We start from the raw sequence: 26,554 nt of genomic DNA, 5'->3' as shown, positions 1-26,554 counted from the left end.
TACTTATTTTCTAAAGGAGATAGTAATGAAATTTCTCGTTGTCGGTGCTGGTGTCATTGGATGTTATACTGCGGCAAGAATGTTAGAAGTGGGGCATGACATTAAGCTTCTGGCAAGAGGAGAAAAGGCTAAAAGGTTAGCTGATAAAGGGATAACCATTAAGAATGGAATCACAGGTGAAGTTTCTACCTATAAAGTACCCATCATTGAGTCTCCTGTTAAGGAATATTTCGATATTGTCATAGTCTGTGTAAGATCAACTCAACGAGAATCGGTTTTATCTACATTAGTGTCACTAAAAGGAATCGAGGTTTACTGCTTTATTGGCAATACACTAAAGGAATATGATGAAGAAGCAGAAGTCTTAGGTGAAGATCGTATTCTAACTGGTTTTACTTCTATAGGTGGACGATGGGAAAATGATGAACTTATAATTGTTGATCGAAAGTCTGCTAATATCAAACCCTTTGATAGTTTCATTATTGGAACACCCTTTGAAGATTCCCATAAACATATAGCTGTGTTAAGGTCTGTTTGGAAAAATAGAGGGTTGAAAATGACCACCTATAATAACATTTTGGATTGGCATTTAACCCATGTTGTTATTGTTAGCCAACTGGCTGCTGCCTTGTATCGACACGGTGGTGATTTTAAAGCCATTTCTGATGACGATATTTTAATAGCAGTGAATACTATGAGGGAGATATTTGCTCAGATGCGCAAGCATCATTTTCAAATACTACCTCGACCATTAAATGGTATCAGCTTCCTTCCTAGACGGTTGGTTATAAATCGAATTCGCAAACGTTTGGAAGGACCCTTTACGGAAATCGGTTTAACAAGTCATATTCATGTTGGACGAGAGGAAGTTTTCAGTCTTGTGATTGAATTAAGAGATCTTATAACTAATGAAGGGGAATCACTTCCCCTTCTCAATCAACTCGTAGAAGATATTAGACCATAGTCTATATTTTACTGGCGATTATAGTTCCTATCTCAGAAGTGTTAACTTTAGTCATTCCTGAAGTATAGATGTCTCCTGTCCGATAGCCTTCATCTAAAGTTGTACTGATAGCATTATAAATGTCATCATAAGCTTCATCTAAACCAAAGGAGTATTTTAACATCATAGCCAAAGATAAGATTTGAGCAATGGGATTGGCTATTCCTTGTCCTGCAATATCAGGAGCGGATCCTCCAGATGGTTCAAATAATCCAAAACTACCCTCTGCCAAGCTAGCACTTGGAAGCATACCTAAACTACCTGTTATCATAGAAGCCTGATCTGACAAAATATCACCAAACATATTACCACAAAGGATGACATCAAACTGTTTTGGGTCCTTAACTAGTTGCATTGCTGCATTATCCACATACATGTGAGTTGTTTGCACATCAGGATATTGCTTTGCTATTTCTGTGACAACTTCACGCCATAACACCATGGATGTTAATACGTTTGCTTTATCGATAGAAACAAGTTTCTTACCTCTTTTTTGAGCTGTTTGAAAGGCTACATGGGTAATTCGTTCTATCTCAGCTTTTGTATATACTAAGGTGTCAAAGGCTTTTTCTCCTTCACGACCTTTAGGTTGACCAAAATAGATACCTCCTGTCAATTCGCGAACAACTAGAACATCAAAATTATCACCAATTGCTTCTGGTTTGAGGCTGGACGCATCTTTTAATTGGGGAAAGATAATAGCAGGTCTCAAGTTGGCATAAAGACCAAAAATCTTTCTTAAAGGAAGAAGTGCTCCTCTTTCTGGTTGTTCTTCCGGAGGAAGATTTTCCCACTTTGGACCTCCTACTGATCCAAATAAGATGGCATCTGAGGATTTACATATATCTATTGTTTCTTGGGGGAGAGCTTTGCCTTTGTTATCAATAGCAACACCACCTACGTCTGCCCAAGTTCTTTCTGTTGTTATGTCGTATTTTTTTTCAATAGCATCTAGTACTTTAATGGCTTCAGCCATTACTTCTGGTCCTATTCCATCACCAGGTAAAACAGCAATTTTTTTTAGCATCACTGGCTCCCTTTTTATTCTTGGTTAAGGTACTTTATTTGTGCTTAAATTTTAAGTCAACCTTAGAAGCTCCCATTTAAGAAAAAACCTAGGAAGATTGGACTTTCTTTTTGTGGTGCATATCCTGTACGAATAACTAAATCTAACAAAGCCGTTTTGACTCTACCCGGAATAATCCACATATGCATCTCGTTGCCTAGGGTTGGATAAACTTCATCATAGTTATCAGTAGAATGTAGTTGGGCGTAAAAAGTGGTACTTATTCGCTTAAGGTAGCTGATTCCCAAGAAATTCCAATTGGGATAAAAAAGTGGAACATTCCATCGTAATGTTGATTGAATTCGGACATCTGGAATCTTCATATCAGTGTATCCATAGGGCAAAGGAATGACCTCATCCAATGGTATTTGGTCATATACTGTTTTTTCTATTCCTCCAGTTATTTCAGTGGACGCATCAGTAAATATTCCAGGTAGAAAGATAGATCCCCAGATACTAGCTAAATATCTATCAGCACCAAGACTTCCTTCTGATGTTGTTTTGTATGCTGTATTAAGTATGAACCCTTTTTGAGGTGTTAATCTTCTATTTCCATACCCATAGTAATGTTGGAATTGGAAGGCTGTAGATAACAAAAAATAAGCTTCATCAATATCTTCTTCCTCATTAACATAGGCTAAAGAATTGTTCCAATCCAGATAAGTAGTATTTTCACCCTTTGATAGTTCTAAAGGAAAGTCCAGACCTCCCCACAGAATTAACTGATTCCAGGCTAGATCCTGATAATTTCTTTCTCCCCAAAAGGTTTGAAAATAAAGGTGGGGATATAAACGATTTACTTTTAAGTTGAAATAGTAACCCCATTCTTCTTCCTCTTGGTCATATAAAGGACCAGTAGACCAACTATAGTTTTGAAATAAATCATCACCATAAAGGAAGAATCCTATATCAGAACTATGGACAACACTACTAGTTAAAGTCCAGGAATGGGGTATGATCGTATCCTTGAAGGAGTTGTATTTTGTGGGCTTAAAATCATGTTTAACAGTGTTAATGCTTGTAACATCAACTTTTGGCTCCTGGTTTTGTAAATCAGAAAATAAATCAGTTCTTTTTACAGTAATTTGATATTTGGGCTGAAGTTCTAAATCCTTTGTAGGTATTGCACTTATTACATATCCTTCATCACTGTTCTTATACTCTATAAAATAGAGCTTACCTTTATGTATAAGAGGATTGAATCCACCATATTTCAAATCTGTGACTCTAAATTCCTCATGAGTTTCTGTGTTGAGAACATAAATATTATCAATTCCAGAATAGGGGGACGAATAATAAATATTTGAGTTTTCTTCGTCCCAATATAAGTGGCGAAAACCTTCTGTTTCTGATTCTAATAGTACTTGGAGTTCATCTGTATCTCTGTCGAATAAAACGAGTTGGCGTATTCCCTCTTTTTGTCTCACAAAAACTAATTTACGACCTGTATTACTTGGTGTTGGTGAGTACATAGTCCAAGAAGGATCAAGGCGAAGCTTTTCCTCTAAGTGGCCTTCTTGATCCAAGATTCGATATTCATACGTATTATTCCTTGTGAAGTAGAGGCTGATAATATTGTTGTCTGGACCTATAAAGTGAGGTAAGAAATATCTTCCTTCTGTTGTTATTGTCGTTGATTGGCCTTTTTTAATATTTGACAAGATGATATTGGAATAGCTTTCTCGACTCCATTTAGGATTATAAGAAATTTCTGTTCTTACCAGTTGTCCATTAGTCATATCAAAACTAACATCACTGGATAAATGTTCTAATAGGGGGGGCTCTTCTTCTGTGTTAATAGCTGCGAGAGAGGAAGTCCTACCTAACTCTGATTGAAGAGAGTATATTTTATTATCATTAACACTAAGTCCGGTATATTTAGTCCATATATTAGATTGGGGCGATACCTGTTCCTTCATTGGATGGATCGTAAGAGCAGTATTACCAGTGTATATGTCAAATAAATGTAACATACTTCTATAGTAGATTGAGGAGGGAGTTGTACTTATTGAAAATAAGCTTCCCATATCCATACTATAACTTAGTAAGGGCATCCATGTAGTGGCTTTTATTGTTTCTTCATAGGAGAGTAGTCCATAATCTCTCCTTATTTGATTACTTAGAATATATCCAAGAACATAATGATTAGGAATGTATTCATTGAATGAGCCAAGATAAGCTTGATCATAATTATAGTCTTTACCTTCTAACAGGATAGCTCGTTGTGCCATTTCAAAAGAGGGACTTCTTCCTCTACCTGACTGGCTTAGTAGTGTCTCTGTTAAGACGGCATCCCCTTCATAGAACCAAGCTGGGAAATTCAATCCTGACATAGCCCCTTGGCCGTATTGACCAAAGAGAAGGTGGGCCAGCTTGATTAATCCATTATCAACTTTGGCAAACTGATAGATATGTCTTCCTTCATGAATGGCTAATAAATCATACCAGGGGATAGTCAGATCTGATTCTAAAAAGGGGACAGAATACCATTCTGATCTATGGGGTGCTACAGTAACAAAAGCATTGCTGATTAAACTGTCGTTATTGAGAATGACAGGCCATTTGGGAATCTCTGAATTAAGGGAAACACCTAAATATTCTTGCAAATAAAGAAATTTCTCAGCTAGTAATAAAGCCTCTTCTTCCATTTCTTGGGGATAAATAACTCTAATTTGACCAGTTTCTATCTCCTGCCAATTCTTATGAGGAGGGAATAGTTGAGTTTGTGCAAAAGAAGGAATTATACTTATTGTAACCAACAAAAGAATGATATATCTGATTTTATTCAAGCTTGTATCCTTTAATTATATTTACATTGATATAACATTTGTTTAATAATACCAACAAATGGAGATAAATAAACATGATAAATGATGTTTTTCAGAGTTAGACCATTATGATAAGTAATTATCTTAAGATATTATTTTTATCCTTGTATATTATTGTTGGTATGAATCTCTTTGCTCAGGATGTGCAACAAGCCCAGGTAAAGTTTATTCAAACACAGAAGGAAGAAGGAAAAGAGGATCAGATAGTTAAGGGGGAGATTTTCTATTCTCATCCTGGTTTTTTGCTTATAAAAATAAATAGTCCTGTCAGTCAGGTGATTCAATATAATTCGGATAATATTAAATTTTATTATCCTACTGAGAATATTGTTTATATCTTTCCGGGAGGAATTAAAACTAGTCCCGTTATCGATCAATTTACACAACGTCAAGTTAAGGATATGGGTCTAAGTAGCATTGGTTTTGTCTTGGACAATCAAGAAAAGAAGGATGATCATCTGATAACTTTTTGGTTGCCTCCTGATAATTTAAAAAAAGTGTTGGATCATGTCGAATTAGAGTACGCAAATAGGCAAATCGTTGCCTACAGAGAGATCGCTAAAAATGGTAGAGTGACAAATGAAACAAAATACTCTGACTTTGATGAGCAGGTTGCAGATTTTCCCAAGGTAATTCTATCTAAATTTGTTTCCTCCAAAGGTACTTCTGAATTTGAAATCGAGTATTTATCTCCTATTTTTAATGAACCCTTACCTGATGATATTCTAGAGTTTGAGATTCCTAAAGATGCAAATATTAAAGATTTTACTACTAAGTAGTTTCCTTTCTCTTGGGATTTCTGGGAGTTCCTTCAGTCCAAAGGATGTGGCCATCCTTCCTTTCAAAGGAGTGATGCATTTGTATCAAAGCTATATATCTTCTCAGGATAGACCTTCCTGTGTTTTTTCCCCAACTTGTTCGGAGTATACTCGACAGGCCATACAGCTTTATGGCCCTGTCAAAGGAAGCTTGATGGGGGCCGAGCGGTTATTGAGATGTCATAAGTATCAAGTATCTCCCTATAAAGTTGATTCAGAAGGACATTATTTAGATCCTTTACCTCTACCAGGGAGAACAAAGTGAGGCTTTTTTTTATAGCTTTTTGTCTGCTCTCCTCCAGTGTTCTATATTCACAGGATTTCTATTCTATTGATAAGTTGGAAGACTTTGCCCAATATCTTGAAATCATAGATGAAAAAGTACTGGCTTATGGAGAATATGAAAAGTTAGTTTATATAGCTGAATCTGAGGAAGATCGAAAACTCTATTATGACAAAATGGCTATATTAGCCTATAAACTACAACGGTTTGATCTAGCTGCTAAGAATTATTTATTAGCTGGTGACTTGGATAGATCCATTTTGTCTTCTTTAAGAGGAAATAATGAATTATTAGTTTCACAGGATCAGATCTCTCCTGAGATGTCAGGTTCTATCGATTTTCTGTCTTATAATTTTGATGCTGTCATTGATCAGTCCAGTGTATTAGACAATACTTCCTTCAGTTTTATCGTAGATCTTGCCGCAGAAGGAAGAGGTTTTAAAAAGAAGAGTCCTTTATTGGGGGGATTTCTAAGTACCCTCTTTCCTGGTTTAGGTTATGGATATAGTCATAATTGGACAAGTATGTTTTTGGAAGTTGCAGTTACAGGTACTTTCAGTCTCGTGAGTTGGGAATTGTACAAGAATTATGGCTTGGATAATCCTGCTTTTGTATTATCATTCAGCACAACAAGTTTATTTTATCTTGGTGGAATCTATGGTGGTTATACGGAAGCCATTAGATACAATGACCAATATTATGATTCCTTGAGTGATGATTATTGGAAAAGGGTTAATGAAAGCATTCTTCCTTAGTATCCTGTTATTACTCACAATACAAATCTATTCCGATTCTTTTAACAGTTCCCTTGAAAAGGAGCAATTACGAGAACAGCTTCGCATTGATTTTTTTAGGGAAGATAGTTCCTTTACACTATCCTTAGGTATTATTCTTAAATACTGGAATTTGAAGGATTATGAACATGGAATTAATTACATCAATTATATTCTTCCCGGTATAAAGAGTGTTGACGAGAGTGATAGATTAAACTTGCTATTGTCAGTGTTTATGAGTAAGAACGGAAGAGAACAAGAAGCCCAATTAATACTAGGACAGCTAAGATTTTTCTCTGATAACCCAGCAGTAATACAATGGTCAAATCTTTTATTAATCAAATCCTATTATATAAATGGTCAAACAGAGCAGCTTATCAATCTGCTTGATGAAACCAGTGATCAATCAAATGAGGACTCTTTTATTGATCATTATAAAAGTCCAAAACTAGCTAGGAAACTTGCTTATGTACCAGGATTAGGCCACTATTATTCTGGTTATTGGGGGCAGGGAAGTCTTGCGTTATTACTCAATAGTTCCTTTGCTGCTCTTTTCGCATCATCCCTTATTTCTGGAAGATATTTTGAAGCTTTTCTTTTTGATATCAATATGTTAGGCCGGTTCTATTCTGGAAATCTATATCAAGCAGAACAATACGCCATAACTGCGAATCACAATTCATGGTCCAATAGTTCTTATCTAGTCGATCAATTAACCTTGATACATAAATTGTCTTATCAGGAACAGGCTGTTTTACATTCCTTTATCCTCGAATAAATGGTTGAAAAGACCTTCTTATCTCTAGTCTAAATTTAACAGTATTTTTATTTAAACAAACATTGATATAATAGAGTAGTAGAGTCACAAATAGTACAAGGGTTTTTATATGAAGTTAGACGCTGTTATTCATATCGGTTCAAGTCAGTTTCGCTTAGTAATAGCTGAGTTTTTTACAGATAGAGGTTATCGGGTCATTGATAGTTCTGAGAAGATGATTCCCCTGGGAAAAGATGTTTTTACTGGAGGTTTTGTTCAACTAAGAACGATGAATATGGCCATTGAGATATTAAAACACTTTAAAGAGCAGTTGAAAGGTTGGAATGTTAGGCCTGAAGATGTGAAGGTAATCGCTACCAGTGCTTTAAGGGAAGCAAAGAATCGAGATGCTTTTCTTGATCGTGTGGAAGTGAGAACTGGATTTAGAATTAAAGTCGTTGATGGTATAGAAGAAATTCGCCTCAGTTATATGGCTGTACAATATGCACTTGAGGGTGTACAAACCAAACTCAGTCGTACAAATGCGATTATCATCGGAGTTGGAGGTGGTTCCACGGAGGTGATATTACTTCGCAGGGGTAAGATGGCTGCTGTCCATTCCCTGTCCCTCGGGGCTGTTCGAGTGGAACAACAAATATTGAATGATTCAGGCCACTTGGGAGAGAATCTGGAAAATTTTCTGACACAAAATATGAGGCCCCAGTTGGAACGTCTGGATTCAGAGATGCGTTTATCCTCAATTAGGACCATTGTTGCGATTGGTTCCTATGCAAAAATGATATCAGAAAATCTTCCTAAGAATGAGGATGAACGATATCAGATCTGTTCTAATGATAAATTTCATAAAACATCAAATCATATATTTGAGGGATCTTCTTTAAGAGAGGAAGGCTATAAAGCTGCTATCGGTATCCTCAAGTTATTCGTATTAGCAACGACGGCTAACGAAATCATTATACCTGATGTCAGTGTGGATGAGGGTGTTTTTGTTGATGTAAAGGGATTAGCTGATAATACTTTACGAGAAAGATATTCACGTCAAATAGTGGCAAGTGCTATTAGTTTGGGGAAGAAATATAATTATGACATGGCCCATGCCAGGCATGTCACAAAACTGGGATTGTCCTTATTTGATCAATTAACAGAAGAACATGGTCTAAAAGAAAGATCCAGACTATTACTGGAAGTCGGTTCTATACTACATGATATTGGTACATTTGTAAAAAGCTCAGGTCATCATAAACATGGAATGTACCTGGTTCTTAATTCAGAAATATTTGGTTTGAATGAAATAGAGTTAAAAGTTGTTGCCAACTTAGTAAGATATCATAGAAAGAATCCTCCCCAAAGCAACCATACTGCTTATACATCTCTCAATAGAGAACATCGTCTAATCGTGTTAAAATTAGCAAGTATCCTAAGGGTTGCTGATGCCTTGGATCGTGGGCATGCCCAAAGAATTCGTTCCATAAAGGTTGATCGTTCTCATGATCGTTTAATCATTCATTGTGATCATCAAGGAGATATATCTGTTGAACGTTTTAGTCTATCAGCTAAAGCTGCTATGTTCGAAGATGTGTTTGGTCTTAAAGTTTTGTTGAGGTAGAGGTAATAAATGAGTAATGAATATATTCCTAGAGAGATATCCTGGGTAGAGTTCAATAAGAGAGTCTTATATGAAGGTTGTAGAGAAGACATTCCTCTTCTGGAACGGTTAAAATTCCTATCGATTGTGAGTTCGAATTTTGATGAGTTTTTCATGGTACGAGTAGCGTCTCTTAAGCGTCAGATAAATGAAGGTGGTGATAGGATTTCCTGTCCTAGTGGCACAAAACCTTCTACACAACTCAAGCTCGTTGAAGATATGGTTCGGGATATACACCGTTCTCAGTATAAAGAACTAAATAGCATCATTCACTCATTAATTAATCATGGACTACATTATATTCCTAATGATGGTTTGGATGGAAAACAAAGTGCTTTTATAAAGGAATTATTTAGAAAAGAACTCTTTTCCGTTTTAAGTCCTATTAGACTTGATTACAAAAAGAATCTACCAGTTATTCAGAATTTAGGATTAAACATTGCTTATCTATTAAAGGAAGAAGGCAAAGAAGAGTTAAAATTAGCCATATTGCAAATTCCCTCTGCTCAACAAAGGATAATTTGGTTGCCAGACATTCATGGAGAAAGTTGTTTTACTTTAATAGAAGAAGTAATTGCTAGCCAATCAGATGTGTTCTTCCCAGGGCACCAAATCATAGAATCAACATATTTCCGCTTAACTCGTGATGCTGATTTGGAGGTTGATGAAGAGAAAGGAGACGATTTCGTTGAGGCAATGGAGGAAATTCTTATTGATAGACTTCACAGTACTCCTGTTCGAATGGAAATTACTAATAGTTCTATGGATATTGAAAAACAATTGATGAACTTATTTGATCTAACGGAAGACTCTGTTTACCGTTTTGATGGCCCTCTGAATCTTAAAGACTTTATGGCTTTAGCATTCGTTCCCAGTTTCGATGCGTTAAAGTATCCAGAATGGAAATCAGTTAATGAGTTATCACAGGAAGAAGATATTTGGAGTCAAATCCAGGCTGGTGATATCGTTTTACATCATCCATATGATTCTTTTAGTCCTGTGATTCGTATGGTGAGAGAAGCTTCTGTTGATCCCATGGTATTAAGTATAAAAATGACTCTTTATCGAACTAGTGGTGATAGTCCTATTATTAAAGCACTAAAAGAAGCGGCCATGAATGGGATTCAAGTCATTGTTCTTGTCGAGTTGAAAGCAAGATTTGATGAAGCCAGAAATATTCTATGGGCTCGTGAATTGGAAAGAGCTGGTGTCATTGTCATCTATGGTGTGGCTCAACTTAAAGTTCATTCTAAAGCGATGATGATCATTCGAAGGGAAAATGAAGGGATACGGCGTTATGTTCATATGGGTACAGGTAACTATAACGATAAAACTGCTAAACTATATACAGATCTTTCTTTGATTACTTGTAGTGATTCTCTCACTTATGAAATAGCCTTGTTTTTTAATGTTATTACAGGATATTCCTCTATTCCTCAATTTGAACACATATGGATGAGTCCTGATGGTATCAGGGAACGAATCCTTGATTTAATAAAAGTTGTGATTGATAACACAACCCATGAGAATCCCGGTGTAATTCTTGTAAAAATGAATTCCTTAGCCCATCCTCAAGTTATTGATGCTTTGTATAAAGCAAGTCAGATGGGGGTACAGATAAAATTAAATATTAGAGGTATCTGTATGTTAAAACCAGGTGTTCCCGGTTTGAGTGAAAATATAGAAGTTGTAAGTATTGTTGATAGATATCTTGAGCACAGCCGTATCTTTTATTTTCAATATGGAGGACATGAGGATCTGTATCTATCAAGTGCGGATTGGATGCCCAGGAATCTGGAAAAAAGAGTGGAGATTATGTTTCCTGTGCTTGATTCCAAATTAAAAATCAAAATTAGAAAGATGCTGGATATCTTTTTCAAAGACAATACGAATGCTCACCGTGAATTACCTGATGGTTCTTATGTCAAAATAACAGATACAGAATCTGAGCCCTTTCGGGCCCAGGATTATTTTAATAAAGAAGCCAGACAAAAACGACGCTTAATCTCAGAAGCCTCTAAGAAGAATCTTAAGGTTAGGAGGAAGCTCCCAGAGAGATAACAATAGAATCTTCTGTACGTCTCTGTCTTAACTTAAAGTATAATGTCGTATTGTTGGGATTGTAGTAGTAACCCTCAGAGTACCTTTGGAATCTATAATCACCTGGCCAGGGTATGTTGTGAAGAACTATACCTGTAAAGGGCCGCAATCCGTAGATAACAAAATAATGTGTCTGTCTTACTGGATATTTTGATATAATGACTAATTGATTCTGACTATTCTTACTGATGTTCATATCGGATGAGGTCCATATCCAACTGTCGTATCCAAGATATTCTTTTAGGTTGATATAATGAGGATAATAAGCGGTTGTCCTTAACAGCGGATATATCCTTTCTGGTTCCAGGATATCCTGTCCATTCCAGGTAATCTCCCCATTATTTTCATCAAGGTAGAGAGGGAGGTTTCCTGTTCCTCTTTCATATTTTAAGGAAGATAGCACCAGTTGTTTTCCCAGGTTTGTATAGGAGTCATCTTGCAATACAGATCCCATTTGCTGGAATACCCATCCACCCAAAAGGGAAGCATAGAGATCAAGCTCTCCAAACTGGTTTGTTAGAAATACATTGTCGTTCTGATTATACAAACTCTTGAGTAACTGTTCCTCAAGGAGAATAGCAACACTTCTAATTCTCTTTGTTGAACCAGATCTCCATTGAGATATCAATAGAAAATTACGGGCTAGCTGGAGGATTTCAACGGTATTTGGAGTTAATTGTATATGGGAAATATTCGACATGATTTGAGCAAAATCATTTTCATCTCCATAGAGGCCTACAGCTTCCCAACCTCCTTCTTCATAGAGAAAACGAAGATTGTGATCCCTCAATAAACTCCTGTCCTGTGCTAATTTGTTGAGCATAAACTCACGTTGATCTGTCTCTTTGTTAACAATATCACCAAAAAATGTACTACCTTCCCATGTTTGCTTCTGAGGCCATAAGCTAGCCGCATTTTGCACAATAGGGTGAACCGTTTGTGATTGGTTGGTCACTAAGCTTTCCGCCATCGTAGCGACTGCAATATTTGTATAGAAGTTTGTGCCTTTTGATGATGTCCAGGTACCCTGTCCTAAGTTAAATCTTGCTGACTGCCATTGTCTGAAAGCCCTATTGATAAAATTGTCTACTGTATTGTCATAATTGACCAATTCATTATCTTCGTTCCGTTGAGCTAAATAATTCTTAATATTTACTGAGGCAGGGAGTGTTTCCACGACAACAGGAACAAAGCCTTTATCTTCAGGAGCTAAGAGAAGCTCCCTTTTGTCCATATCTATACGACTGTCAGAGTTGAGGGCCAGATATATATTTTCTTTTTGACCTTGAATGGTCATAATAGGAAGATTCTCTCTCGGATGAGCTTCGGAACCTTGGACTAGGGAGAAATTAATAATCATCGATTCAATCCTGGCAGGGTCTTCTGGGAGGATTGGCTGAATATTGAGATTATTTTCCTCACTTACTCTGAATCTTAAGGTAACCTGGTCTTCAAATAAAATATCTAAGCCATCCTCTTTAAGTTCGTAGGATTCTGGCCGAATTCTATGAGTAACACCGTCAGTGGTGTTTAAAATAAGAGGTATATCTCGACTGAAAATAAAGTCAATGTTGCTCTTCTGGATAGTTATATCTTGTATTTGTTTTTTACCAGCTTGCTCTCCAGCACTGGTTCCTGACAAAATTAACCCAAGATGCTCTGATGAGAACTGGCTTTCATTTGAAAATTGAACAACAAGTATGATGATAAATCCTATCATAAAAACAAGAGGAGTTAGTATTAATCGTCGCTTATAATTAGTGTTGACCATGGGCCATTTTACTTGTGGTCCCGTAAAAGTTCAACCTTGTTCAATTTAGATTCTCAGTTTATATTAGGTACCTGTTTAATAAGGAGTTAAAATGAACTTTTTCAAAAAGCTCATCCCTGTGATAATGGTTTTTGCACTATTATCGTGTCAAACAACAGGAGTATCAGATAGCGCTACTATTAATAAAGCACTCGATAATTATTCTGAAAAAAAGGACCCTCAAGAGGCAATAGCTGTTTTTCAAAATAAAGAATTAGAGGATTTATCAGGAGAAGAAGCTTCTGTCTACTCTAGCTTGCTATTGGCGGCTGGCGATTATGATTTGGCAAAATCTGCCGCACAAGAAGCCAATAAAAAAGATAAAAACAATACAGATGCCTTATACAATTTAGCATTACTGGCAGAACAAGCTGAGGATTGGCCTTCTTATAAAGCCTATTTGGAGAATATCCTTGAGATAGATGATCAAGACGATAGAGCCTACTCCGGCTTAGGTGTCTACTACTACAATAATAACGAATATGATATGGCAAAGGAATTCTTCACTAAGGCCATTGCTATACGGCCAGACTATGTGTCCCTCATTGGATTATCTAATCTGGCAAAACAGGATGAAGACTATAAAGCGGCTTTTGAATATGTTAACAGAGCTTTAGCTATTGATAACACTAGTCCTTATTTATATGAAGATCGTGGTTTGATTAATGTTGAACTAGGTAAATTTGGTGATGCAGAAAAAGATCTTGTTAAAGCCACTGAGCTTGATCCAGACAATCCCTGGTTCTTTATGGAATTAGGTAAACTGCAATATAAAAGTTTATATAAGAATGAAGAGGCTCTTGAAAGCTTTAATAAGGTTATAGACTTACAAGATGATAATTTTTTTGCACGAGTATATCGCGGCTCTATCTATGAAGAAGAGGCTGATTGGGACAATGCCTATGTGGATATGAAGAGAGCCTTGGAGTTAAAGCCCGATTATCATTATCTTTATGATACCTATTGTTATCTCCTCTTCAGTAAGGGGCAGTATAGGGAAGCACGAGAAAAGTTTAATTGGGTCTATGAACGTTATCCTACAGAATATAGTATGATTTTGTTTATTGCTATGACTTATAAAAAAGAGGGGAATAAGCAAAAAGCTTTTAAGTACCTGGAGAAAGAACTTCGCAAAGTTCCAAAAGATAATCCATTCTATGAAGTAGGTCGATTTTATCTTCAGCCAGGAAGTGATTATATGTTGGAAGCTACCCTTCAGAAGATAAAGAAAGAAAGTGTTCAAATGCGAATGAAGTTCTTCATCGCAATGGCTTATGAAGATCAAGGATTAAAGGAGTCTGCCATGAGATATTATGAAGAGATCTCTGAAAGCGGTCTGTCTGGATTCCCTGAATTAACAATGGCCCGATATTATGTCAATAAATCAAAATAACAGATTTAGTGATTTAATTGCGGCTCTGGATCCAGAGAGACGGGTGATTATCCAGACTCACAATTATCCAGATCATGATGCTATTGCCTCTGCTTATGGGCTTAGTTTTTTATTTGATCACTATGGTATCAATAATATTGTTTGTTATGGCGAAGATCTTTTAAGTCATAGTTTAAAAGTTGCCATCAGGGTTTTAAAGATCCCCGTATATCATTGGGAATCTTTAGAACTTGGTACTGAGGATCAGATTGTCCAAGTAGATGGTAATTTCTCTAATGCCAATATTGCTAAATTACCCGGGGAAATCATAGGGGTTGTCGATCATCACCCCATCCCTACAGAATTAAATATTCCCTATTGGGATGTTAGAGATGATGTCGGCAGTTGTTCAAGCTTAATATATGATTACTACTATCAAACACAAATTCAGCCTGAAAGAGATATTGCTACTAGTTTGTTGATGGGGATTATGATGGACACTGCTTATTTGACGAGACGGGTGAGCCAGCTTGATTTGGATGGTTTTAATTATCTATATAAATTTGGGCAATGGGATAAGGGAAGTTTTATCCTCAAGAACAGCCTTTCTGTAGCAGAAGTCCCAGCAATAAAACAGGCTTTGTGGAATGCAGAAATAAAAGATGAATTTTGCTTTTCTTATATTAATATGGAATGTGCACCAGATTTATTGGCTTTAATAGCGGATGATTTTTTAAGATATCGTGAGATTCATTTTATAGTCATTGCTTCTAAAGCAGAAAAAGAGATAAAAATATCAGTACGCAGTGAAGATAATAGAAAATCAGCAGGGGACATCACTAAACAGGCTCTGGAAGGTATTGGTTTTGGTGGTGGTCACACTCATATGGGGGGTGGTGTTATCCCTATAGAAAACTTTCCAGGACGTGAAGAATTGTATGAACGTTTTGTTTCTATTATCGGTTTGTAAGTTAGGAGTAAAAGTGAAGGATAATATTCATAAAATTAAATTAGGTGATCGTGAAATTACTTTAATTGGTACAGCCCATGTTTCAAAGGAAAGTGTGGATGAAGTTCGTCGAACAATAGAAGAAGAAAGGCCTGATTTAGTTTGTATTGAATTAGATGCTGGTCGCTATCAAGGAATCAAAGGAGGAAGCTCCTGGACTAAACTTGATATAAGTCAGGTATTAAAACAAAAAAAAGGGTTTCTCTTACTCGCTAACTTAGCTATGAGCAGCTTTCAGAAAAAGATTGGCGCTGATCTGGGAACGAAACCTGGTGAGGAAATGGTGAAGGCTATTGAGATCTGTGAAGAGCTTAATATTCCTTTTGAATTATCGGATCGAGAGATTCAGGTGACCTTACGCAGGGCTTGGGCCTTGAGTAATTTTTGGAATAAAAACAAGATGCTTGCTGCATTGATCTCAAGTATTTTTACTAATGAAGAAATTGATAAAGAAGAGATCGAGAAGTTAAAAGAGTCTTCAGCTCTTGGAAACATGATGGAAGAATTATCCGGTTATTTACCCTCTGTAAAAAAGGTTCTGATCGATGAAAGGGATCAATACTTAGCGACAAAGATATTTAATTCAAAGGGTAATAAAGTTGTTGCAGTCATTGGTGCTGGTCATGCTCCGGGAATCATTACATGGCTCAATGATTTACACGAAAAGAAACGTAGCTCTGATTTGGAAGAGATTTCTCATTTACCTAAGAAAAGTGTCCTATCCAAAATTCTTCCCTGGTTCATTCCCCTTATTGTTGTAGGTGTCATTGGGGCTGGATTTTTCTTTAGTGGAAAAGAAGTCGGAATAGAGATGATTAAACGATGGGTTATCTTCAATGGTGGCTTTAGTGCTCTTCTTACTTTGGCCGTTTTAGGGCATCCTTTAAGTATACTGGTTAGCTTTGTATTGGCTCCGTTCACTAGTTTGAATGTCTTTGTTGGGGCAGGTATGTTTGCTGGATTAACAGAGGCATTTATTAAGAAACCAAAAGTTGAGGATTTTGAATCTCTTCAAGATGATATAACGACTGTGAAAGGTTTTTTTAAGAACAGAGTAACACATATCCTTATCGTCTTTTTAGCAAGTAGTATTGGCAGTGCCATTGGTACGTTTACCTCTTTGGTTGTACTGCCTACATTACTTGGTAAATAATTTTTTAAAGACATCAACTAGTGTAAGGGATTTTGTATTCTGATCAGGTCCCACAAAGTTATTGAATCCAAGATTTTCGGCCGCTTTCTTCCTTCTATCCATGTGGGATACTGGCCGAACTTCTCCTGATAAACTGATTTCACCAGCAAATACAGAATTAACAGGTGGAGTGATATTTGTCTTTGCTGAATAAATGGCTATGGCTAAGGCTAAATCGATACCTGTTTCTCCTAATTTGATACCACCAGCAACGTTCACATAGATGTCTTGATCGTTGAGGTTTATCCCGAGTTGTTTTTCTAATACAGCAGCAATTCTGTTTATTCTGGCCTGCTCAATCTTATCCGAATAAACTCGCCCTAAACCACCTTTGGCACTCACTGTTAACGCTTGTATTTCCACTAAGAACACCCGACTTCCTTCATATACGGCCGATATGGAAACTCCAGTAGGCATTATATCCTCCCTTTGGGGAAGGAAGAGCGATTCCGGATTACCTATTTCTTTTAGTCCTGATTGTTCCATAGAAAATATACCTAGTTCATCAACAGAGCCAAAACGATTCTTAGTGGATCGCAATATTCGTAATTCTGAACCGGAGGTCTCAAAATACAAAACAGTGTCTACCATATGTTCCAGTGTTTTGGGGCCGGCTATGGCTCCCCCTTTTGTAATGTGGGCAATCAAGAATAAAGTAATGCCCTTTGCCTTACATCGTTGTATCAATTCAAAGGCACAATACTTTAATTGCTGTACTGTTCCCGGATTTGGACCTACTTCTGATGAATATAAGGTTTGAATCGAATCGATCATAACAAAGTCATAGGTCTTTTTGTTGATAAGAGAGAGAACATCTTCTAAGTGGTTTGTACAAAGTAGATCAATGCTTTCTTGAGAAATATTTATACGGGATGCTCTGTTCTTGATTTGAAGAGCAGATTCCTCACCGCTTATGTAAAGGGTTGTTGAGTTCTTCTTTCCGGCTAGCTGAAGCATTAATGTAGATTTCCCAATTCCTGGTTCTCCCCCGATCATCAAACAGGAGCCTCTCATTAGTCCTCCTCCTATGACTTGGTCGAACTCACTAAGTCCAGTGGATATACGTTCTACAGACTCTTGTTTTAATTCTGATAGGGAAACTTGTTCAGTAACCTTTGGTGGCTGATATTTTGTACTAACAATATCTTCTTTAAATTCGGTGAAACTATTCCAAGATCCACAGTTAGGGCATTTGCCAAGCCACTTTGGTTCTGTATGTCCACATTCTTGACATAGATAATGTATTTTTTTCTTAGTTGCCATAGGATAAGAACTCCTTAGTTAATTGACAAAATAGGATGTGAGTCTCATATTGTTAATATGACACAAAAAGAGCCACCCCTAATGTATAAGATATATGTAAAATTATACAACAAAAGTTTTGAAGATAGTCACAATGTTAATGAGACTATATCCCGAATAACAGAACTGATAATTCATTTTGGTGGAGAAGTTAAGGAAAAAAGTAGGGATTTAAAAACATATCTATGTTCTATAGATTATTTTCAAATACAAACCTTCTTCCATTCCTTGAAAATGTTGAAAAACACAGGATTGCCCTTATTCCTAACTACTAATAATGATACTGATATAGAAGAAAGTCATAAAACCCATGTGGATTGTATATATATTGATAGTGAATTGTTTGAACAAGTTGATGATGAAACTATTAAAAAAAGAGCCATTAAGCTGCCCGAAGGTTACTATCGTTTTTCTTTGACCCCAAGTAAAAAAATGACGCGCGAATCCCAAGAAGAAGCCCTCCGTAGGCATAGAAAAGACAAATCACCAGAGGAAGAGGTCTCTGCTTTCGTAAAAGATACTATCAAAGATGCTACTGATAAATTTGGTCATTATGTAAGTAACGGACAGAGTTTAAATGATATTCTCAGTAGTTTATCTCAAACAAAGATTAATCCCTTAATGGATTTTGTGTCCCAATCTTTTGGAGGAATTCGTTATGTCAGATCAGAGATTCGTAAGAAACAAAAAGGTTCTGAGTTTTCTTATCCTGAGGGACATGAATTATTTGTTGAGTATAAGAAAAGTCAGGAAAATAAATTTGTAAAAAGACATGGTTTGACTCATCGTCTAGGTCCTTATGTGGGCATTAGTGCTTTGCTAGTTTTCTTGAATGTTCAATTCAGTAGTGGCTTTCCTTGGTCTTTAATTCCTGTTAGTGTCTTTTCTATTGATCTCCTCCGAAAATGGGTTGATGGGAGAAGTCGGAAAAAAGAACTCAAAGAATTAAGCTCTATAAAACAAATGTCAAACCAGGATTTTTACCATTATTACTTATATACAAAATCAAAAAAGAGTCTGTTAAGCCATGGTATAAATGTCCTTTCCTTATCTGCCTTCCTAATGATGATAAATATTATCACAACTAGTACTCCCTGGAGTATTATCCCTGCTGCCGTGTTAGGTATATCTTTTCTAGGGCGAATGGGTGACTTTATAGATAAGAGAAAAAGAAAGGAAAATCACACTGGTTCCAGAATTTCTAGCAACCAAAATATAAAAGACTTACGTTCTGAAGCTATTGATTTACAAAAGAAGATACTAAAACATCTTAAAAAATCTCACAAAGATAAGGTCCTTGATAGGGAGGTTAAACCCCTCGTAACGAAGTATATAGATCAAATCACAAAACTACTTAATGCCTATAGTGATATTGATGTTATATTACGCCAAATTGACAATAGTTCCTTAATGAAAGATAAGGTTATTCTAGAAAAGAAATTGCAGGATAGTACTAACAAACAATTACAAAAAGAATATGAAAAATCTATTACTGAGATTGACCGTCAAATCTTGTCCCTTGAACAATTAAGTGATCATAGGGAATTAGTTGAATTAAGAGTTAAATCGGCAGTGAATAATCTCAATCAAATGAATATTGACCTTATTCGATTGCGGAATGTTTCTGAGATCATTGATACTTCAACCTATGATATGCTAAGACAATCTTCTTTAGAAATGTCTGAGTATATTGATGATTATTCCCGTGCTTTCGATGACATAAATAAATAAAGGTTTAAGCCTTTTCTGATAGTAGAAGGACTTGTAAAAAATCTATATCCTAATTGTTATTTAGTGAATGTAGATTACCTATTAAGTAACATGCAGTATATGTGAAATTGTAATTATGAGAAAAAAGATTTAGCTAATATTTTGACTGGTACTTGGTATCGGAGCCCAGATCCTGCAAAAACTGTTGATATAAAATATGGTCGGGGTTCAGCAAAAAAAGTGATTAATTTTACTTTGGTAATAGATGGATACCAAACACTTCGAACAATTTTTTTGCCAATGATGGGAGGTCCTTTTGAAATTAGAAAGATTTCTAAGGCTTCAAATAACTCTTATGACTTAAGTTTTTATTTTGATAGAGGTCAGTTCGATGTTGAATATAGGTTGCATATGTTAACCGAAAATAGTTTTTGGGTAGAGCAGATATCTAAAAGTGATGACAAACCTTTTATTCCTACAGGGGCGGATACGGTTTATTACAGAATTGATGGGCCAAATATTAGATAAGCCTCTGTCCCATCCATCTTTACACTCACAGTACAGTGGGGTAGTTAATCAAACCCAGTATGACACTCTGTCATTCTGGTTTTTTTTAGTCCTTGCCGTGCAGTTTTATATAATTCCACAGACCACTTAGGATCTATTGTTGCGATCACTGATGAAGCAGGCCAGAAGCTTTGGAGCGCCGAGTACACACCCTTTGGTGATAAGGTTGTTATCGATAATCCTTCAGGACGTGATGAATTTGACTTTAAGTATACTGGGAAGGATTATGATGCCCAGTTAGGATTCTACTACTTCAATGCCCGTTGGTATGATGCTCAGGCTGGTCGCTTTATTACAGAGGATCCTGCAAGGGATGGGGCTAACTGGTATTTGTAAACGGCGAATAATCCGCTGAATTGAAAGAAATACAAAAAGAAGAAGGTATCCTAAAAAAAGTAATGGCTGGGTTAAAAGCGAATGTTTTAAGGGATGAATGAAAGAGATATACTTCTAAATATGATTCAGAATGGGTGAAAGAAAAAACTAGTATAATTATTGAAAGAGGTTACTATGGAACGCCTGGGAAAGTCTATTGGGATGGCAAACTGAGTATTGACTTTATGGGTGCATCACTTTATGACACCAGAATACAAACTTGGGCAGACCATAAAGATTTGACAAAAATTGATGGGACATTAAAACTTGGAACTTATGACGCTGCTTTCACTGCAATTAATCCAAGTGGAACCTACAAGGATTCCTTAGTAGTAAAGGGTCCAGATTTTTACCTTCATCCTAATGCTTTTAACAATTTGAATGGTTTACCGTGGCGTCAGGGGTTAGTACCTAGATCAAAAGGTTGCTTAGTACCAAAATTAGGGGATTTTAATGATATTACCAATGTTTTAAAGGATTTGGGTTTTGAATATAAATCAGGAAATAATAGAGATACTATAAGTTTAATATTGAAATTATCTAACAACTTGTCAGAGACATATGTTAACTATAAAAGGAATCCAAATAAGTATCAAAATGTAGATCGAAATGTGTTAAAACACACAGAAGGATGGCAGTAAATGAAAAATAGAGTATTATTAATTTTCTCTATTTTAATAATAAATTTCTTATATTCTGAAGATTTTGATGGTTTAACATTTGTCGACAATACTTTTAAACCTATTTTGCAGAAGTCAATTTCATTCAATAATGGAGAGTTAGAGTACAAAATCGACAATGATGGTGAAATAGATAAATGGACAGAGCCATATAGAATTGATAGATCTAGTGGTTTAACATATATATTAATTGGAAAGAACTCTAAAAAATGGCTTTGTTTATTTTCAGACTCCTACATTATTATGTATGACAGTGATTCAAAACCATTCTTTTTAGGTAATAATATTGAAAAGAATTACTTGAGTGATAGTTTATCATTTGGGGAAAAATATTTTAGATCAACATCATACTTAAGTGAAGAAACAAAAAAAGGTAAAATTGAGTACAGTAGTACTAATTTGGGTATCAATTCTTTGCCGTCACCATGGGTCGAGGGAGTTCCAGGAAATGGTATTGGAGAGAAAATATATATAGATGTAAAAAAAACTGAAGATTATTCTGAGAAATATATCGTTCTATCAAATGGTTATGTCTCCTATTCTAGATCTGACCTATTTAGAAAGAACAATAGAATAAAGAAAATTAGACTTCAGGACATTGAAAGTGGAAATTACAGAGATATCAATATTAAAGATACCTCTGATTTTTGTATAATCCCATTATATGATATCATACGTAGTGATGGTGTAATAATAGAAATATTAGATGTTTATCCTGGGACTCAATATAATGATACTTGCATCAATTTTATAGGTATTGGAAAAATTGAAATTGATCGATATAAAGGATAAATGCTCCTCAATAGCATCGCTCCAAGGCAAATCATCCTGATTCTACCAAACCAGGAGCGCCCCTCCCCAGAGAAGATATCTTATCTGTGAAGGGACTTGATTTATCACTGCGCTCGCATCACGGCGATTTGAACTAAAAGATTACTTGTTTTGTTAATCAAACCCAGTATGACCTCCCTGTCATTCTGGGCTTTTTGTCCCGCCCGTGTTATTTTTATTATTCCATAGACCACTTAGGATCTTCTGTAGCTATTACTGATGAGGCAGGTGAGAAGCTTTGGAGTGCCGAGTACACACCTTTTGGTGACAAGGTTGTTATCGATAATCCATCAGGAAGGGATGACTTTGACTTTAAGTATACCGGTAAGGATTATGATGATGATTTAGGGTTCTATTACTTCAATGCTCGTTGGTATGATGCTCAGGCTGGTCGGTTTATTACGGAAGATCCGGCTAGGGATGGGTCTAATTGGTATTTGTATACGGCGAATAATCCGCTAAGATATATTGATCCCACTGGTTTAACTAGAAAAAAAGCAGATGATGGTGGAACAGGAACTACTGAGGAAAAAAGCACTTGGGAAAAAGTTAAGGATGTTGTTAGTTCTGTAGTTAAAGCAATTCAGAATAATAATCCTAGTGGTGGATCAACTGGTGGTCCAAATGGTAGAGATAATGGAGACACATCAGGGGGAAGTTCTTCGGAACAACAGATTGATGAGGAAGAAGGTGGAGATGAAGTTGGATTACCATCAGATAACCAAAATCCTGGTCAGAATGAAGTTCCTGATGATGTTAAAGATAATTTAGATTGGTTATCAGATGATAATTTAGCAGATGGTTCTCTAACTCCAAATTTGGACGAACTTACTATAATTGATGCTGTTAAATCATTATATGACCTAGGTTCAAAGGCAAGTAAAGCATTATTAAAGAAGACAGTAGGAAGTAAAATCGATGAAGCTGTTAGTACCTCAATAAAAAGTTTAGATGATTTGCTTGATATGGGAGTAGATTGGAAAAAGTTGAAAAATGGTACTAAACAAGCTAATGTAACTGGAGACGCAAATAAGATAATCAGTGATTTAGCTGAAAGCTATGGACAAACTTTGCAAGAAAGTGGGCATGAAATATTTTTTAAAACTGATGATTTAAGAATGGGGCTTCATACATCCGCAAAAACAGGAGAAGCGACTATACATATTAATAATGGTGGGAAGCTTTTTAAAATAAGGGTAAACAATTGATAGAGTATAAAGAAATACTAAAGGAGTATATATCAGAGTATTACTCAATATACTTTAATTATGATGAAAAGTGGGGAGATGTTAAAAAAGCTGAAGAATATTTGAAAAAATATTGGTTGACAGCAGATGAATATGAAGCAACATGGAAAAAAATACAATGTAATATATTTACAGATATTAATAGAAAATTCCCTGAAATAGGATATAAAGATGAATATGATATTTATTGCAATGCTGGTGGTTGTCTTTTTACAAAAGAAGATTTTTTAATATTACAAAGCGGTATGGAGAGATTAAAAGATCATCAGTTTGTAATTATAGAAAATGTGAGCGGAAGTTATAATAATTTATCTATCCCACCAATAACCTTAAGATTTCCTGCTGATATATCATGGGAAGAACTTAATAGTGGAAATTATATATCTTCTTTTGTTATTAATTTTTCGGAAAGAGAATATTTTGTATTCTCCAATAGTGCGAAATGGGGATATTACGCTACGAATGACAATTATATTCCATTGGGGGTATTAGGTTTAAAGAATAAGAATATATTTGAAAAGTTTAATATTTATGAACCGGACCTCCAAGAGTTAATAAGTCACTTGCCTAATCATTTAAAAAGTAAAGTTATAATAGACTGAGACGTAATATCTCCTGTGCAAAGCTCCATGGTTAATCTGAGGCTTCTTCTATGATTTCTTTGGAATAAAAATCCACTGTAAGGGTGTTCTTTCGAACATTTAATTCGATGTGGTTAAGAACATTTTTCAATAATAGTCTATGAATCTGGTACTTACTAATTTTTATAATCATATTCATCTCTCCAGTGAGGTTGATTGCGACCAGATTGTGGGAAGGAACACTTACAAAATAAAGTAGAACTATGTATTAGATCCTCAAAAAGCATCGCTCCAAGACAAATCATCCTGATTCTACCGAACCAGGAGCGCCCCTCCCCAGATAAGATATCTTATCTGTGAAGGGACTTGATTTACCTCTGCGCTCGCATCACGGCGAATTGAACTAAAAGATGACTATTATTGTTAATCAAACCCAGTATGACCTCCCTGTCATTCTGGGCTTTATTTGTCCTGGCCGTGCTGTTGACCAAACGATACATTTGGTCAACTTTTGAGGGGCAGGCCCTAGAGCCTATGGATAGGAAGTCACTAATCTGACGATTGCCTATTAATAAAGAAAATTGAAAGGCCCTTTAAAAAATCTCGAAAGGCCCATTCAAAAAGTTTGAAAAGCCCTTTCAAAATGCTATGGCTTAGTACCTTCTTCTGCCAAGAGGGTTTTGTCCTTTTCCCTAGAGCCTTGAGGATTGAAAGTAGCCGAGTTCTGGGACGAGTTAAAAGGAAGCCTTAACAGATCTGAATCTCCCGGGCCGGAGGTCGGCCAAACATACAATTATCATGTGGAAAGTCATGAAATGACTTGTAACGAACAGAGGACAGGGATGTCCGGCCGATGATAATTGCATGTTTGGTCGATGGAAGATCAGGACGATCTGTAATGGAACCGTAGACCCAGGGGAGTTGCCAGGGGACCCCCATCTGTTCGGTGTGTAACGCCGAAGAGTTTGAGGAAATTCAAAGAGAAGAAGGAATTCCAAATAGGATTAAGGAAGCTGTTAAGTAGCAATCACTAAGAGAGAATTTAAAAAGATATGCAATTAAGTACGATAGTGATTGGGTTTTGGAGAATACTGATATAACTGTGACTAGAGGATACTATAGCAACAGGTGTTTGATGCTCAATTAACTGATCACAATGATGATGAAGGAATAAATGGTTGGTATAAAGATTTCCTAATTTTGAAAGATGATTATTATCTGCATCCTGATGCTAAGAATTGGATTTCAGATGCACCTTATAGTTCAATTGGAAAACCTTATTCTGCTGGCTGTATAATTCCACGTATTGGTGATTTCAACAATTTCACACAACAAATGAATAACTTGGGATTTAAATATGGAGATATTAAGGATGGTAGTCGTGATAGTATCAGAGTAGAGATAAAATTATCTACTCAATTACAACAGCCAAGTTATTATACTAGGAATAGTTTCAATAATAATAATCTTAGGCATATAAAAGGATGGAAATAAATGAAAAAGAATATTTTTATTTTTTTAGGATTGAGTTTTTTTTGCAATCTAGCTATTTGGAGTAATCCTTATTTTGTGGGTAATAGTTACCTTGAACACTATGATGTCTTCATTGATAAAAAGATTAGCTTTACTAAGGATAATATCATTATTCAAATATTAAATGGTGAAACTCAAGAAAAGAAAGAAGAAATATACCCTTATAAAATAGATGACAGTAGTGGCATAACATTTCTATTACTCGGAGAAGATTATAGTAAGAAATGGTTAATTTTAGGAAATATACAAGAAATTACAATTTATGATTCTGAAGGAGACTACTTTTTCTATGGAATAGGTATGATTGAAGCAGAACCAACTATACCTTATTATTATAGTGATAGATATGAGGCTACGAGTGAATTAACTGAGACAATTAATGGGAAAACTATTTCTTATCCAATTAACAATCTTGCAAAATTAGATCTGCCATCTCCCTGGGTAGAAGGGGAAAAAGATTATGGTATCGGTAGTGAAATAAAGATAGATATCCAAAGAGATTCTTCCTCAAGATATGCTTTATTAATATCGAATGGTTTTGTATCATATGATCATCCAGATTTGTATAAGAAAAATAGTAGAGTAAAGGTATTACGTGTTATGGATAGGTGGACTAAAAGATATAATGATTATTTCATACCCGATAGTCCCGACCCTTACAGAATCTATGTGGATAATCTATTTACTACTGATGGAATAATTCTTAAAATTATGGATGTATGGAAGGGAACTGAATACAAGGACACTTGTCTAAATTCTCTCGGTATCTTCATTTATTCTAAGAGTAATTTACGATAGAACAGGTAGCTTTCACTTACATATATTATATTTTATATCGATCTTAGATTAAATCATAAGATTCCCTTCTTCTAACGACAGAAATATGATAACCAAAGAAAATGGTTTGCCAAATTAAGATACTTTCTAACATCATTCATAATGACGAGTTTAAGTAGAATGGTGGAAGATGTTTTTGATCTTTTCACTTGTTCAGACCTATTTTCCCAAAAGCATCGCTCCAAGGCAATTTGAACTAAAAAATGAATCGTTA

General features: G+C 35.7%; 24 protein-coding genes. 19 read left to right on the top strand and 5 right to left on the bottom strand.

Going from position 1 to position 26,554, the window contains the following annotated elements; genetic code table 11:
* Positions 1-25 precede the first annotated feature (25 nt).
* A complete protein-coding gene (locus K345_RS0101425) occupies positions 26-964 on the top strand; it encodes a ketopantoate reductase family protein (RefSeq protein ID WP_028972658.1) in 939 nt (312 codons plus the stop codon).
* A gap of 1 nt (position 965) precedes the next feature.
* Here the strand turns inward: K345_RS0101425 and leuB are convergent, their stop codons facing one another.
* Positions 966-2,030: a 3-isopropylmalate dehydrogenase gene (leuB, locus tag K345_RS0101420; RefSeq protein ID WP_028972657.1), complete on the bottom strand. Its 1,065-nt coding sequence runs from the start codon at positions 2,028-2,030 to the stop codon at positions 966-968.
* Positions 2,031-2,092: 62 nt separating this feature from the next.
* Positions 2,093-4,858 (bottom strand): TolB family protein, encoded by a 2,766-nt coding sequence (locus K345_RS0101415; protein ID WP_028972656.1) that lies wholly within the window; start codon positions 4,856-4,858, stop codon positions 2,093-2,095.
* A 107-nt stretch (positions 4,859-4,965) separates the two neighbouring features.
* On the opposite strand from K345_RS0101415, the gene K345_RS0101410 reads away from it, so the two are divergent.
* The 6 genes from K345_RS0101410 (at position 4,966) to ppk1 (ending at position 11,255) form a co-directional block, all read left to right on the top strand.
* Positions 4,966-5,676, top strand: a complete 711-nt coding sequence (locus K345_RS0101410; RefSeq protein WP_028972655.1) for a LolA family protein — start codon at positions 4,966-4,968, stop codon at positions 5,674-5,676.
* On the top strand, positions 5,645-5,980 hold the full coding sequence (yidD, locus tag K345_RS23625) for a membrane protein insertion efficiency factor YidD (protein WP_037570743.1): 336 nt from the start codon (positions 5,645-5,647) through the stop codon (positions 5,978-5,980). The genes K345_RS0101410 and yidD overlap by 32 nt, the downstream gene beginning before the upstream one ends.
* Positions 5,977-6,753 carry a hypothetical protein gene (locus K345_RS0101400; RefSeq protein ID WP_028972654.1) on the top strand — a complete coding sequence of 259 codons (777 nt, stop codon included), beginning with the start codon at positions 5,977-5,979 and terminating at the stop codon, positions 6,751-6,753. The genes yidD and K345_RS0101400 overlap by 4 nt, the downstream gene beginning before the upstream one ends.
* Complete coding sequence (locus K345_RS0101395) at positions 6,734-7,549, top strand: hypothetical protein (protein ID WP_028972653.1); 816 nt, start codon at positions 6,734-6,736, stop codon at positions 7,547-7,549. Before K345_RS0101400 ends, K345_RS0101395 begins: the two co-directional genes overlap by 20 nt.
* Before the next feature lie 109 nt (positions 7,550-7,658).
* Positions 7,659-9,155, top strand: coding sequence for a Ppx/GppA phosphatase family protein (locus K345_RS0101390; RefSeq protein ID WP_028972652.1), 1,497 nt, complete (start codon positions 7,659-7,661; stop codon positions 9,153-9,155).
* 9 nt (positions 9,156-9,164) lie between these two features.
* The gene (ppk1, locus tag K345_RS0101385) at positions 9,165-11,255 is read left to right on the top strand and encodes a polyphosphate kinase 1 (RefSeq protein ID WP_028972651.1); all 2,091 of its coding nucleotides are present in this window, start codon (positions 9,165-9,167) and stop codon (positions 11,253-11,255) included.
* On the opposite strand, the gene K345_RS0101380 is transcribed toward ppk1, so the two are convergent.
* Positions 11,230-13,065 (bottom strand): hypothetical protein, encoded by a 1,836-nt coding sequence (locus tag K345_RS0101380; protein WP_028972650.1) that lies wholly within the window; start codon positions 13,063-13,065, stop codon positions 11,230-11,232. The two genes, ppk1 and K345_RS0101380, sit on opposite strands and share 26 nt — an antisense overlap.
* Before the next feature lie 91 nt (positions 13,066-13,156).
* Between K345_RS0101380 and K345_RS0101375 the strand changes: the two genes are divergently transcribed.
* Genes K345_RS0101375 through K345_RS0101365 form a run of 3 tightly spaced genes read left to right on the top strand, consistent with a single transcriptional unit; the run spans position 13,157 to position 16,638 of the window.
* A complete protein-coding gene (locus K345_RS0101375) occupies positions 13,157-14,497 on the top strand; it encodes a tetratricopeptide repeat protein (RefSeq protein ID WP_028972649.1) in 1,341 nt (446 codons plus the stop codon).
* Positions 14,478-15,446, top strand: a complete 969-nt coding sequence (locus K345_RS0101370) for a DHH family phosphoesterase (protein ID WP_028972648.1) — start codon at positions 14,478-14,480, stop codon at positions 15,444-15,446. Before K345_RS0101375 ends, K345_RS0101370 begins: the two co-directional genes overlap by 20 nt.
* A gap of 13 nt (positions 15,447-15,459) precedes the next feature.
* Entirely contained in the window at positions 15,460-16,638 is a 1,179-nt protein-coding gene (locus tag K345_RS0101365; protein WP_028972647.1) for a TraB/GumN family protein, read from the top strand.
* On the opposite strand, the gene radA is transcribed toward K345_RS0101365, so the two are convergent.
* Complete coding sequence (gene radA, locus K345_RS19210; RefSeq protein ID WP_037570738.1) at positions 16,624-17,940, bottom strand: DNA repair protein RadA; 1,317 nt, start codon at positions 17,938-17,940, stop codon at positions 16,624-16,626. The genes K345_RS0101365 and radA overlap by 15 nt on opposite strands.
* Positions 17,941-17,997: 57 nt before the next feature.
* Between radA and K345_RS0101355 the strand changes: the two genes are divergently transcribed.
* The 7 genes from K345_RS0101355 (at position 17,998) to K345_RS0101330 (ending at position 23,991) form a co-directional block, all read left to right on the top strand.
* Positions 17,998-19,710: a hypothetical protein gene (locus tag K345_RS0101355; protein ID WP_037570735.1), complete on the top strand. Its 1,713-nt coding sequence runs from the start codon at positions 17,998-18,000 to the stop codon at positions 19,708-19,710.
* A gap of 141 nt (positions 19,711-19,851) precedes the next feature.
* Positions 19,852-20,217 carry a hypothetical protein gene (locus tag K345_RS0101350; protein WP_028972645.1) on the top strand — a complete coding sequence of 122 codons (366 nt, stop codon included), beginning with the start codon at positions 19,852-19,854 and terminating at the stop codon, positions 20,215-20,217.
* Positions 20,218-20,289: 72 nt separating this feature from the next.
* On the top strand, positions 20,290-20,592 hold the full coding sequence (locus K345_RS23745) for an RHS repeat domain-containing protein (RefSeq protein ID WP_083963581.1): 303 nt from the start codon (positions 20,290-20,292) through the stop codon (positions 20,590-20,592).
* Positions 20,593-20,726: 134 nt separating this feature from the next.
* A complete protein-coding gene (locus K345_RS0101345; RefSeq protein ID WP_028972644.1) occupies positions 20,727-21,272 on the top strand; it encodes a hypothetical protein in 546 nt (181 codons plus the stop codon).
* The gene (locus K345_RS22005) at positions 21,273-22,103 is read left to right on the top strand and encodes an NADase-type glycan-binding domain-containing protein (protein ID WP_053227961.1); all 831 of its coding nucleotides are present in this window, start codon (positions 21,273-21,275) and stop codon (positions 22,101-22,103) included.
* 194 nt (positions 22,104-22,297) lie between these two features.
* The gene (locus K345_RS0101335; protein WP_028972643.1) at positions 22,298-23,350 is read left to right on the top strand and encodes an RHS repeat domain-containing protein; all 1,053 of its coding nucleotides are present in this window, start codon (positions 22,298-22,300) and stop codon (positions 23,348-23,350) included.
* Positions 23,347-23,991, top strand: a complete 645-nt coding sequence (locus tag K345_RS0101330; protein ID WP_028972642.1) for a hypothetical protein — start codon at positions 23,347-23,349, stop codon at positions 23,989-23,991. Before K345_RS0101335 ends, K345_RS0101330 begins: the two co-directional genes overlap by 4 nt.
* A gap of 31 nt (positions 23,992-24,022) precedes the next feature.
* Here the strand turns inward: K345_RS0101330 and K345_RS23015 are convergent, their stop codons facing one another.
* The gene (locus tag K345_RS23015) at positions 24,023-24,163 is read right to left on the bottom strand and encodes a hypothetical protein (RefSeq protein ID WP_156888260.1); all 141 of its coding nucleotides are present in this window, start codon (positions 24,161-24,163) and stop codon (positions 24,023-24,025) included.
* Positions 24,164-25,098: 935 nt separating this feature from the next.
* On the opposite strand from K345_RS23015, the gene K345_RS0101320 reads away from it, so the two are divergent.
* The gene (locus tag K345_RS0101320; protein WP_028972641.1) at positions 25,099-25,464 is read left to right on the top strand and encodes a hypothetical protein; all 366 of its coding nucleotides are present in this window, start codon (positions 25,099-25,101) and stop codon (positions 25,462-25,464) included.
* Positions 25,465-26,301, top strand: a complete 837-nt coding sequence (locus tag K345_RS0101315) for an NADase-type glycan-binding domain-containing protein (RefSeq protein ID WP_028972640.1) — start codon at positions 25,465-25,467, stop codon at positions 26,299-26,301.
* Positions 26,302-26,554 lie beyond the last annotated feature (253 nt).

The sequence above is a fragment of the Spirochaeta cellobiosiphila DSM 17781 genome (genome assembly GCF_000426705.1).
In the GTDB taxonomy this organism is placed as follows: domain Bacteria; phylum Spirochaetota; class Spirochaetia; order DSM-17781; family DSM-17781; genus Spirochaeta_E; species Spirochaeta_E cellobiosiphila.
Note: the sequence above shows the minus strand (reverse complement) of the source record. Positions and strands in the feature narration are given on the sequence as shown.